Annotated in this window: 11 protein-coding genes; 2 read left to right on the top strand and 9 right to left on the bottom strand. The window is 35.9% G+C overall.

What is annotated here, in order from left to right; genetic code table 11:
• Positions 1–73 precede the first annotated feature (73 nt).
• Both C1724_RS17765 and C1724_RS17760 read left to right on the top strand, forming a co-directional pair.
• Positions 74–1,573 carry a BCCT family transporter gene (locus tag C1724_RS17765; protein WP_102348098.1) on the top strand — a complete coding sequence of 500 codons (1,500 nt, stop codon included), beginning with the start codon at positions 74–76 and terminating at the stop codon, positions 1,571–1,573.
• A gap of 270 nt (positions 1,574–1,843) precedes the next feature.
• Positions 1,844–2,656 carry a 5'-methylthioadenosine/adenosylhomocysteine nucleosidase gene (locus C1724_RS17760; RefSeq protein ID WP_102348097.1) on the top strand — a complete coding sequence of 271 codons (813 nt, stop codon included), beginning with the start codon at positions 1,844–1,846 and terminating at the stop codon, positions 2,654–2,656.
• A gap of 674 nt (positions 2,657–3,330) precedes the next feature.
• Here C1724_RS17760 and C1724_RS17755 read toward each other — a convergent pair.
• The 9 genes from C1724_RS17755 to walK all read right to left on the bottom strand — a co-directional run bounded on the left by C1724_RS17755 (position 3,331) and on the right by walK (position 12,787).
• Positions 3,331–3,993, bottom strand: a complete 663-nt coding sequence (locus C1724_RS17755) for a response regulator transcription factor (protein WP_102348096.1) — start codon at positions 3,991–3,993, stop codon at positions 3,331–3,333.
• Between the two features lie 297 nt (positions 3,994–4,290).
• Positions 4,291–4,566, bottom strand: a complete 276-nt coding sequence (locus C1724_RS17750) for a hypothetical protein (RefSeq protein ID WP_102348095.1) — start codon at positions 4,564–4,566, stop codon at positions 4,291–4,293.
• A gap of 1,106 nt (positions 4,567–5,672) precedes the next feature.
• Positions 5,673–6,152 carry a 23S rRNA (pseudouridine(1915)-N(3))-methyltransferase RlmH gene (rlmH, locus tag C1724_RS17745; protein WP_102348094.1) on the bottom strand — a complete coding sequence of 160 codons (480 nt, stop codon included), beginning with the start codon at positions 6,150–6,152 and terminating at the stop codon, positions 5,673–5,675.
• Positions 6,153–6,217: 65 nt separating this feature from the next.
• Positions 6,218–6,391, bottom strand: coding sequence for a CxxH/CxxC protein (locus tag C1724_RS17740; protein WP_102348093.1), 174 nt, complete (start codon positions 6,389–6,391; stop codon positions 6,218–6,220).
• 264 nt (positions 6,392–6,655) lie between these two features.
• Positions 6,656–7,885, bottom strand: a complete 1,230-nt coding sequence (locus C1724_RS17735; RefSeq protein WP_102348092.1) for a S1C family serine protease — start codon at positions 7,883–7,885, stop codon at positions 6,656–6,658.
• Positions 7,886–8,058: 173 nt separating this feature from the next.
• A complete protein-coding gene (locus C1724_RS17730) occupies positions 8,059–8,853 on the bottom strand; it encodes an MBL fold metallo-hydrolase (protein ID WP_102348091.1) in 795 nt (264 codons plus the stop codon).
• Positions 8,837–9,652, bottom strand: a complete 816-nt coding sequence (locus C1724_RS17725; protein ID WP_102348090.1) for a two-component system regulatory protein YycI — start codon at positions 9,650–9,652, stop codon at positions 8,837–8,839. The genes C1724_RS17730 and C1724_RS17725 overlap by 17 nt, the downstream gene beginning before the upstream one ends.
• Complete coding sequence (locus tag C1724_RS17720; protein ID WP_102348089.1) at positions 9,639–10,967, bottom strand: YycH family regulatory protein; 1,329 nt, start codon at positions 10,965–10,967, stop codon at positions 9,639–9,641. Before C1724_RS17720 ends, C1724_RS17725 begins: the two co-directional genes overlap by 14 nt.
• Entirely contained in the window at positions 10,964–12,787 is a 1,824-nt protein-coding gene (gene walK, locus C1724_RS17715; protein ID WP_102348088.1) for a cell wall metabolism sensor histidine kinase WalK, read from the bottom strand. The genes C1724_RS17720 and walK overlap by 4 nt, the downstream gene beginning before the upstream one ends.
• Between the last annotated feature and the right edge of the window lie 5 nt (positions 12,788–12,792).

Below are 12,792 nucleotides of genomic sequence, written 5' to 3'. Positions count from 1 at the left end.
CAATTAAATTTATGGTACTATATATAAGGTTCCATACTGCCCAAAACTGATATTTATTATTAAGAGGTGAAGCATGAAAAAAACAACAAAAGTATTTTGGTATGCTACAGCTATTTCATTAATAGTTGTCATATGGGGAGCCATTGCTCCAAAAAATTTAAACTCGTTGACAGCAAACTTAACGAGTCGAATCTTAAATGATTTTGGTTGGTTTTATTTATTAGTTGTTATCGCCATTCTTCTTTTCTGTGTTTACTTGATGTTCTCTCGTTTCGGTAATTTGAAACTAGGAAAGAAGGATGACGAGCCCGAATTTAGCAGGCCTTCTTGGTTTGCAATGCTATTTAGTGCTGGTATGGGGATGGGATTAGTCTTCTGGACAACTGCTGAACCGATATCACATGCATTTGTCAACAGTCCATTAAATGAAGAAGGATCCAATACGGCTATAAAAGAAGCACTTAAGTATTCATTTTTTCACTGGGGTATACATGCCTGGGCAGTCTACGGAATTGTCGGATTAGTACTAGCCTACTTCAAATTTAATCGCGGAGCTCCTGGTCTAATTAGTGCAACGCTCACGCCTATATTTGGTGAGAAACGCATGAGAGGGGCATTCGGAAAATGGATTGATGTGTTAGCCGTATTCGCGACTATAGTAGGTGTAGCTGCAACACTCGGTTTTGGTTCCGCACAAATTACTGGCGGACTATCCTTTTTGTTTGCCATCCCAAATAGTTTTACTACCCAATTAATTGTTCTCGCTATTGCAACCATCTTGTTCATCTGGTCAGCATGGTCCGGGGTTGGACGAGGAATCAAATACTTAAGTAATATGAATATGGCATTAGCCATACTGCTACTAATTCTTCTGTTCCTTATGGGTCCATCAATGTATATCCTTAATATGTTTACACACACGCTTGGCAGCTATATCTCTGACTTCTTCGAAATGAGTTTAAGGCTTGCTCCCTTAAATGAAGAAAATCGAACTTGGATCAATAATTGGACGATTTTTTACTGGGCATGGTGGATCTCTTGGGCACCATTCGTTGGAATTTTCATTGCCAGAATTTCAAAAGGACGAACAGTAAAAGAGTTCCTATTTGGTGTTCTACTCTTACCATCATTGGTATGTTTCATATTTTTCGCGGTCTTCGGGGTTTCTGCATTACGATTGGAACAGCTTGGGATCCAAACTATTTCAAAATTTACATTAGAGACATCCACATTCGGGGTACTGACTGAGTATCCCCTAGGAACGTTAATGTCAATGTTGACGATTATCGTCATTGCAATTTTCTTTATTACTTCTGCAGATTCGGCCACATTCGTACTAGGGATGTTAAGTACAAACGGTCTTTTAAATCCTGGTAATTCGGTGAAAATTACATGGGGGTTGATTCAATCAACGATAGCAGCAATTGTCGTTTACTTTGGTGGAACACAAGGCTTACAAAATATGCTGATCATAGCAGCGCTGCCTTTTGCCATTGTCATTATTCTAATGGGGATGTCCTTTTTTAAGAGCATACAGTCAGAAACTCATCCTCGCTATTCAAAAGATATATAACAAGAAGATAGAAAAAAGCATTGTTCCTTATGCATAGGAGCAGTGCTTTTTTTACTCATTATAGTGCCGGTGAATACCTTAAGGTAATTTTTACTTATACCATAGGTATTTTATCCTGAATATTATAAATTTCATAAAAATAATTGAAATTTTTTTTGTTTATAGTACAATAAAAACCGAACATTATATTTATATTTTTTTAAAACGTTCGCCTAAATTATTGTTTTAGATCTAAAATAATAAAAATCACATCATAAGGAGAAACTAAACATGAACATTTTGAAAAACACTAAACATCTGCTCTTGATTTTATTATGCGGTAGTTTACTAATCGGATGCTCACAACAAGGTGTAGAAAATGCACCCCCTGAACCGAAAGATGCTAATATAGTTGGAATTATCGGTCCTATGGCAGAAGAAATTGAAATTCTACATTCTCATATGGAAGTAGAAGAAACAGAGGATATCGCCGGAATGACATTTTATAAAGGTACATTAAAAGGACAGAATATCGTCCTTGTTCAATCTGGGATTGGTAAAGTAAACGCTACGATGGCTGCACAACTTTTAGTTAGTCATTTTAATGTAGACAAACTTATTAATTCAGGGATTGCTGGTGCTATTCATCCTGACGTAAACCTCGGAGATATCGTTATTTCAACTGATACAGTTCAACATGACATGGATGAAACGGCCAAAGGTTACGAGCCTGGCATTATTCCTCGAATGGACATTGGCTACTTTAATGCTGATGAAGAGCTGATTGCTCTAGCAGAAGAAGCAGCTAAGAATTTACCAGAAGGTACAAATGTTTTTAAAGGAAGAATCGCAACAGGTGATCAATTTATCGCAAGTGCTGAAAAAAGTGAATGGATTCTTAATACATTCAATGCTTACGTAGTTGAAATGGAAGGCGGCGCAGTTGGACAAGTAGCTCATTTAAACGAGATTCCATATCTTGTAATCCGCTCCGCTTCAGATGATGCTGGTGAAGAAGCTGTTATGAAATGGGAAGATTTCAAACAAATGGCTGTAAACAACTCGTCATCAATTATTGAAAATATGCTAGAAAATATGGAATAAAAAAAATGATTAAGTCACTTCCATTAATAAAATTCCTTACAAAGGATCATTTTATAATGAGGAGTGACTTTTTGACTTCAAAGCAAACCATTTATTAATACTAAAATCTAAAAATGATTTTCATAACTATAAAACTCATGTTCTAATATATAGCTAGGACTCCTCCCACAGTATCATCAATTCGTTTTGATTCTACCCTTTGAATTGCATAAGAAAATCGGCTCCCCCTCTAATAAAGATCAAGTTCATTAGCTACTTATGATACGGTCCACCGCATCAAGTTAACTGGCGGTTTTAACGTATTCGTTGTATTTCATTCCCAACCGAATCATGCCGTTCGATTTCACCCTTTGCTTAATTTGAAGTTCTTATAAGTTTTGAATATCAAATCATGATATGATAGTAAATTGCATAAAACCTTTGCTCACTTTCTTAAATAAGAAGGCATGCCCTTCATTGAGAACAAGTGATCCCCAATACTAAAATAAGCGGAGTTTTTCCGGTTAGATGCAGACTTGGGACCATTTGGGGGGGATTTAAGTGGAGTTTTTCCGGTTATGTAAGTCAAAATCCCCCATTTTCAAATTTTTTGAGTCAATAGGCGGAATCTCTCCGTCTATTTAAGTTATTTTCCGTGCAGTTTAGCACTTAAGCGAAATTTGTCCGCCTATTTATCAGATCGGGCGCTTAACCTGATCCGCCAACTGATAAGAACGAATCCTCGTGATCCCAGATGCGGGAATAAGCATCTTTTTATCGACTAGTTGAGAAAGCACCTTTCTTACCGTCTTGTCACTTAGCTTTAAATACTTCTGGACTTCTATGGGAGATATGTCTTCTCCTTTTCGAATCGCTAGCCGCAGCACTTCCTTTTCTCTAAAGGATAAAGAAGTCTGGTCCAGTACATCACCCAGCCATCGGCCAATCACTTGCTGAACAATCTGTTGGCATAGACGCGGCCTCTCTTTAACTTGGTCATAAGAAAAGCGGATCACAGTCCATCCGTCAATCACCAACTGGTTTTGGCGTTCCAGGCTGTCGGAAAATTGCCATCTGCTTATGTTTTTTAAGTGAGGGCCATACCCGTCGACCTCAATACAAATCCGGATGGCAGGACGAATATAAGCAAAATCCAAATATCTTGTGCCATCCTTGAAATCATTGATTTCATATTCAGGATGGAGGTATCGAAAATTGTAAAATAAGGGCCACCATACTTGCTTCAAAAACAACATTTCAGCCTGGTTGTGACCATCTTGTAATCGCCGTAACCGTTCACCATTTCTAGCCTGCAAATGAGCATTCAAAAATGCTTGGTATTCTTCTTCAAACCCCAAAACATTCTTCCTCCTTCACAATGATAATTCATTTCTTACTTAAATGATCGGTACCTAGAGAGCAGGAGAATACGCTCTATAAATCATCCATTTCTAAAATTGTTCTAACAAGCTATGGCATAAGAATTGATTCGGAAACAACCTGTCCAAAAAATCTGTACTGCCGACAAAGGAGGAACTATCATAAATTTTCAATTAATCGAAATTTAGTAGACAATCTACAATAATCAAGTGATATAACTAATTTAAAAGCCCTTCCATCCCAAAATCTTTTGCTAATTATCCTATCACTAATACCTATTCCTCAATCGGAACCATAAAGTCATAATCGGGAGCTCCATACTTCGCAACCATCTTTTCTCGATACTGTTCAAATGACAAATAAAAATTTTCAGGTGGGTTGCCAAATAATATGGTGAATACACCATTCTCGTAAGTAACTAAATAACTTTTTTCTTGGTTAACATTGTTGTCCATAATATTTGCTTTAAATCCTTCTAATTGTGCGTTTATTAGACTACAGTTCAAAATCACCTTTTTTCGAATTCCATCTTTATTTTCCAATACAAACATTCCGTGCCCTTCACTCTTCTCTTCCTTGTATTCAATATCACCCTTGGTATATTTTTTAATTGTTATAGTGTAATAATAACCGCATCTCATACAAAAGGTGTACTGCTAATGAGTTTTGTAATAATAATCTTCAATGGCAGAACGCCCACAACATGGACATTTATTAGCATACATATTCGATGCCACGATGGGATCATCTCCTTTATTTTTCAGTTAACTTTGAACAAATTTTTAAAACTAGCAGGTAATAATGTGAAGTAAAAAGATGTTTAGTGTGGTTTCGATTGGAGAAAGAAAAAGGTAAATTAAGACTAATTATAAAAGATACTATACAAATAAAGGGGAGATTGTGTTATTGCAGAAGAATTTGAGAATAGAGTTATTTTTAGTTTAAAAGAGTTGTTAAATTTGTCAACCTATTTATCATAAATTTTTAAATTTCTCATCAATCATTTTTACTAAGGAGAGGCATTTGGCTAAAAAACTCATTTACTGTGGTATGTATGATTAACCTTACTTGTTTAACAGGGATTTATGGGGAAATCTCCACCAAATAAAGTTTTTCTTAAACTTTAAATATACCGACTACACTATAGTCTGACTGTAGAAGGATTGACTTAATCCTTTAAAAGCTATTAAACAAATAACAACTGGGAAATACCCTACATATTTGGATCAAACAGCTATCCTAAATATGCTTTAAATCCCTAAAATATTTAGAAAACCTGGAAGTTGAGCATATCTCGCTTAGGCTCACATAGAAATACCTTCAAGATATATTTCCTTAATTGAGTACCAAGCGAAGAAACTAAAATAGACGGAGTTTTTCCGATTTGATGGAGATTTGGGCCCATTTTAGGGGGGTTAAGCGGAGATTTTCCGATTATGCAAATCGAAATCCTCCATTTTCACACTTTTTGAGCCAATAGGCGGAATCTCTCCGTCTATTTAAGCTATTATCAATGCAATTTACCAAATAAGCGAAATTTATCCGGCTATTTATCGAGTCGGGGCTTAACCTCATCCCCCATCTGATAAGATCCCAGATGCGGAAACATTTTTGCCTCCCCATTCTTAAGGAGGGGCATTTGGCTAAATAACCGCACCTATTTATGGTACGGTTCATTCCGATTTATCCGAAATGCACGATAAATTTGTTCAACTAAAACCAGTTTCATTAACTGGTGAGGGAAAGTCATCTTAGAAAACGACAATGCAAAATCAGCTCTATTTTCCACAGCTGTACTTAACCCTAATGAACCGCCAATTACAAAGGCTACTTTACTTTTGCCGTGAATCGCTAGTTGGTCAAGCTCCATAGCTAACTCCTCTGAAGACAGCATCTTACCTTTGATTGCTAAAATAATTACATATGTATCATCGGAAAGTTTAGCAAGTATTCGTTCACCTTCTTTATTTTTTACCTGCACCATGTCAGCTTCACTTAAATGTTCAGGTGCCTTTTCGTCTGGCACCTCGATTACCTCCACTTTCGCATAAGAGCTCAATCTTTTTAAGTATTCATCTATTCCTTGTTTTAAATATTTCTCTTTAAGCTTGCCAACACTGAATATTGAGATATTCACACTAATCCCCCTACTATAAACAACTTATCCACAAAAGTTATCCACATATTCACAACAGCACCACTTTATGTTGTGGACGAATATTCGTTCGACACAACATATACTGCGCTATTTTGACAATATTCACAGGTTGTTGATAACTCACTTTCATCTACCTTCTCTATAATTGGTGCTGTTTCATAATCATCTACTATTGTGTCTAACGCTATATCTACATGCTCTAGGCAGCATTTTATCATCATAAAAACTCCTTTATCATTATTATTTATCTAAAATTTTCAACCCTTTTATTTTACATGATTAGACAAAAAAATGGACGATCTCTTACAATAAAAATTCAAATAACTTATCCACAATCCTTTTTTTCGTGGGCTTAACTAAAAATATAAAAAGGAGAACCACTTTTCCACATCACTACATGTGGATAGGGTTCTCCTATAGATTGTTCAATTATCCTTTAAAAAATGCTTGAATCACTTATATACACCATTTCCCAGAAGATATTAGTACGTATTTTCTTCGACTAATTTCATTTGGGTTGTATATCTTTTACCTTCACGATAATATGTTATTTCCATCATATCGCCAATCTGTTTATCTTTGTATAGATGTCTCCGTAAATCAAATGCATCTCTAATAGGTTCCCCATCCAATTCAACAATAACATCTAATTCCTTTAATCCTGCTTGTGCAGCTGGAGAAACTGGCATGATACTTACAAGAAATACGCCTTGGTCAACTTCGCGAGGTAATTTTAAAGTTTCTTGCCAATGATAACTTGGTATTTCATTTAGTGAACGGAGACCTACTCCCATAAATGGTCGACGAACTTCTCCGTATTGCTCTAAGTCATGAATAATCGGTAAAGCACTGTCAATCGGGATAGCTAATCCGATTCCCTCAACAGACTCCTGAGCAATTTTCATAGAATTAATTCCAATTAACTGCCCTTTAATATTAACAAGTGCTCCACCACTATTACCTGGATTAATTGCTGCATCGGTTTGTAGAACCTCTGCTTGCCAATCTGTTCTGCCATCTTGATCAATATCAACTGGAATTGTTCTTTCAATTCCACTTATTATACCTTGGGTAACGGAACCTGAGAATTGAAGTCCTAGTGGATTACCAATTGCAAGAACAGGTTCTCCTGCTTTAACAGTTGCAGAGCTTCCTATTTCCGCAACAACCTTTACTGGTTCAGCATCAATTTGAATCACCGCTAAGTCCATTAGCTGATCAGATCCTAAAATTTTTGCTGGAACACGAGTGCCATCATTTAAGCTTACCTCTAGTTCAGTCGCACCTTCAATAACATGATGATTCGTTGCTATGAAAGCTTTACCACCTTCTTTTTTGTATATTACACCTGAGCCTGTACCCGCTTCACCAGTTGTATTTGACCAAAATCCAGTTTGCTGTATGTTTATAACACCTACAACTGCATCCGATACTTTATCCACAGCCTCAGTTACACCTGATACAATATTTACATTGACCATTGTGGCATTTCCTGTACCAAGCTGTTCCTGCCCATTTGCAGCTTGCTCATTCATATTACTTTTTGGTTCTAAATTATAAGGGAGAACATCATATTCTAGCAAAGTAGGAATAGTAAAAACTACAATTAATGCACCTAATATCGCTCCAACTATCGTTGATAAAAACCAACCACCGCGATTTCCCTTTTGCCTACGATTTTTCTCTTCATAATCCTGATCATAATACCCCACTTATGATTCACCCTTTCGTTGATTAGAAAATAAGAAGTCTCGTTCATTGGCAATTATTAATTGTCATTTCAAAGACATGACAAAAAACTTATCTAGGATGTCGGTTCGTAGATGCTTTCAAGCATATTATACCATTCTTCATTTTGAAGCTACCAATACGATGCATGAATACATTATACGTACGTAAGCTTTGTAGGCACTTTTGGATCTGTATCATACAATTGAAATCCATCTCCTACCACGAATCCTTTTTGCTCCAATGTTTGAGATACAGACATCTTAGCCAAATCTTTTATGTTATTATCTTTACTTAAATGTGCTAAATAAATACGCTTAGTTTTATCACCAATGCAATCAGCTAATGCTAACCCCGCATCTTCATTTGATACATGACCAACATCGCTAAGAATTCGTCGTTTAATATTCCATGGGTAATGTCCCATTCTTAACATTTCCACATCATGATTCGATTCAAAAATATAAACATCTGCATTTTCAATTACACCTTTAATCCGATCACTTACGTAGCCAAGATCTGTAACTAATGCTACCTTTTTTCCGTTATGATGGAACACGTAAAACATTGGTTCTGCTGCATCATGTGAAACACCAAATGATTCAACATCTATATCAGCAAACCCTTTAATAGTACCTATTTCAAATGTAAACTTTTGTTCTAATGGAACTTCCCCGATTAATCCCTCCATTGCTTTCCACGTTTTTTCATTTGCATAAATAGGCAGCTTATATCGCCTTGCTAAAATCCCTAATCCTTTAATATGATCACTATGTTCATGTGTTACTAAAATACCATCTAAATCTTTAGGATTAACATCGACAGAATGCATTAATTGCTCCATCTGTTTTCCACTAAATCCTGCATCAACAAGTAGCTTTGCTTTTTCTGTAGCTATATAAAATGCGTTACCCGTGCTGCCACTTGCTAAAACGCTAAAATGCAAACTCATATTTCTCCACTCCATCTTGGATTAATTCCATTACCTGTCCTTCAATCGCGTTTACAAAATAATTATGTTGATTATCAACAACAATGTGCCATGTAGGTGCGAAGAATTGCATATCACCTGAAATCGGTACATTTTTGTAGTAACCCAATTCCACGTTTGTAACATGACTTCCAGAGGTTAAATAATTCTTTTTATAGAGGTTTTCTATTGCCTTTAGAACAGGTAAAATCTCATGATTTGTACCTTCTTCAATAATTTCTGTAAGATCAGTTAAAAAGGTTTGTTCATAGCTAATCAATTGATTTTCACCGTTTAACTGCAACGATAACATCGCATTTTCATTGAAATACAACGGTCTGCCATTATATGTCTGGAAAAATAATAGCTTATTGGTTACTTTATTCCATCCCCAAAATACATAAGAATCACCGAAAAGAACGTTCTCCTCTAAAATTTGCTTAAACTGTGTATCTAAATTGTTTTCTCGTAATTGAATCGGTTCATCAAAGTGTGAAATAATCCACTCATCGGATAAGAAAGAAATGTTTTGATTGGTTAGATTGGCTACTTCTGCTTCTGTAAACTTTTTTCGTTTACCAGTTATATAGCTCTCACTAATATCAGCCTTAGGGAGCTCCACATACGTAATATCATCCGCTTCTAGCTGTTCTTCAATAGTTGATTCAGTAATATAATCAAGTTGTCCGCTAGATCTTTTTTCAATAAATTGAAAAACCAAAAATAAATCAAGGATTAGAAATATTAGAATGAAAATGGTCTTTGTTCTACTCCAGTCCACTACTATTTCCTCCTTGATCTATTATTGTAGTTGGTAAATCAACAGTCTCCCAATTCCCGTCGTATTTGATAAACCACTTAGGCTTTGCTTTAATAACTGATGGGTTTAAATTTTCCCTGCTGATTTCAAAACCAATCAGTGCATTTTCTAATAACTCCAGTTTAAAATCGGTTTTATTCTCTGTTAACCCATTCAATAACTCTCTCCCAGAAGGAATAAACACTTGCTTTTTCTCACTATCAATACTGAATCGCAAGTTAGTCAATGTTCGTTGATACTCATAAACTTCATTTCCTCTCCAAGATTGATAGATAGAAATGAACTGATTAGGATCAAAAACAGGATAGCCCTCAATCTTCAGTTGATAGTTTAACGATTGCTGTTTTTTATTGAGTCCCATAAGTGAGTATGAGTCCGTCCAGCCCGAGTGATCATTAATAAAGTCAATGGATTTAACGATCATTTCAGCGGAACTCATATTAGCAATTTCCTGATTGGTTGGATTAATAAATCTCATAATATTTTGGGCTTGAGAGATTTCTAATGCTCTTGAACCATCTGTATACGACTCTTCACCATTTATAGTGCTATATTGCTTAACTTTACTTGGATCACTAAAAAGTGCATTTTTTAATTCAATCGTCGAAATATTTTGCGATGAATAGGTTAACTGACTTAATGCCATTTGTTCCTCAGGCAAATAAATAATATTTCTTTTTCCTGCATGTAAGCTGAAATATGCGGGATATTGTCGATTACCCTCTGTAATTTTATCCTTAATTGAATCAACCAGACTATCTTCAATTTCTACCTTGACATACTGGTTGCTTTTAGGTGAAACAAAGTAAAGTACCGGGTCTTCACTGAAACTGACCATTATTCGATCAAATACCCGTGCATTTAACTCTTCGTTGACTGGTGCTAACAGATAATTCAAGATTCCTATCGGTAGCTCAACAGGAAATACCATTTCTAGAGTTTCTTCAGCTTGCAAAGAGTTATATAATTGATCACCTGACAGCGAGTGAATATCTTCTATATCAGATGTATTTAATTCCATAACGGCTTTATAAAGATCATTACTTAGGGACCTTTCCGTGATCCCATAGTGCTTATCATTTTCGTGGTAAATAAACTGTGTAGGCTTAATAATATCCAAGTACTCCCGTCTTTCACCGATCGAAACATTTTTTATATAATTTGTACTTTGGATAAAATCATATTGCGGTTGATATGTCCAAAGGCCCCATGTTAATAGTAAACTTAATGAGACTAGTATCGTTAATACGATAGATTTTGTTTTCTCTAGATTCATGACTGATCATCCTCTCGTTGCTGTTCAAGAGGAAGTGTAAAGGTAATCGTTGTGCCTTTACCTTCTTCACTATCTGCCCAAACCTCTCCACCATGTACTTGAATGATTTCTCTAGCTATTGCTAGACCAAGGCCAGTACCGCCCATTTTTCTTGAGCGTGCTTTATCAACCCGATAAAAACGTTCAAATACTTTTGGCAGATATTCTTTAGGAATACCTACTCCTTCATCTGAAACTCTTACAAGAAGCATCTGACCTTTTTGTAATAATTCAAAACGAACTGTTCCACCTTCTGGTGAGTACTTCAATGCATTAGAAATGATATTATCAAGTACCTGGGTAATTTTATCTTTATCGATTTCTACTCGTCTTTCACGATTAGAAAAAGCTCTTTTAAAAACAAATTCAGATTCTTTACTCATTTCAAAGCGATCGATAACATGATGGAAAAACTCCGTGAAATTAACACTTTGTTTTAGCATTTTATAATCTTTACTATCCAGCCTTGACAGCTGCAGGAGATCATTAACTAATCTAATCATTCGTTCTGTTTCCGTCTGTGTTACATTTAAAAAACGTGGAGCCAGTTCTTCATTTTGCCAAGCCCCGTCAGCTAACGCTTCTAAATAACTTCTCATCGTTGTAAGTGGTGTTCTTAACTCATGAGAAACATTTGCAACAAACTCACGACGTTCCTGTTCAATAACTTCTTGCTCCGTTACATCTTGTAAAACTGTTATTAATCCATTTGGCTTATTATCATCACCTAAAATAATTGAGAAGTTTGCACGTAAAATATATTTTCGACGGTGGTCACTAAAATCTAGTAAAATGGATTCCTTACCCTCATATAGCTCTTCAAGTGTTTGAGCCTCCCTGTAATTTAAAACAGAGAAAATGGACCGGCTATGTAACGTTTCACGTGAAACATTAAGCATATTTTTGGCAGGTTCATTCATGAGAATAATTTGACCTCGGTTATCTGTGGCAATAACTCCATCAGACATGTTTGCTAAAACTGAACTTAACTTTCGCCGTTCCCCTTCTGTTGTTTCCTGTGCTCTTTGAAGCTTGTCGGTCAGATCATTAAATGTTTCTGCAAGCTGACCAATTTCATCATCACCATACACAGTAACCTTTCTTGAGAAGTCACCTTCTGCAAGAACAAGCGCCTGCTTTCTCATATCTGCAATAGGCCTTGTAATGGTCCGGGCTACAAACACACCGAGAAACGCAGTTATTGCCAGGGCAATTACAGTACCTGATATGAGAATTCCATTGATTACCTTCATCTGATCATATACTCTTTCCATAGATGCGATTAAGTAAATAGCCCCTATTACCTCATTGCTAGATTTAATCGGAATTGCACGTACAAATACCCTATTTCCTGTTCTAGAATCAACCATGATGTTTTCAGACTCTATTTCACCGATAATTGCTTTTTTTACCCGAACCTCGGTTGTTCTACGGCCAATTATACCTTGATCGTTAGGATTAGAGGTTCCTATGACTCTAAATTTTTCATCAGCTACCTGGACTTCGGTAATATCATCAGATAAAAAGTCTTGAAGTATAGTATTAACTTCCTCTTCAAGATTCAATGAACTCTCATTACGCTCCTCTTTCATTTCCTGTTCAATGTTGTAAACTAGTAAGCGCACACGCTCGTTTAATGATTCTGTAAAATTAGTAACGAGCTGTTGCTCAAGCTCTCTTACAAAGTAAACACCGATCACCTGCATTGCAATCAAAATTAGCAATACGTAAATTAATATAAACTTAAAATGGATCGATTTCGAAAAACCGACTTTCTTCATTTTAG

Origin of the sequence: Bacillus sp. Marseille-P3661 (genome assembly GCF_900240995.1) — a bacterium.
GTDB lineage: Bacteria > Bacillota > Bacilli > Bacillales > Bacillaceae_J > OESV01.
Note: the sequence above shows the minus strand (reverse complement) of the source record. Positions and strands in the feature narration are given on the sequence as shown.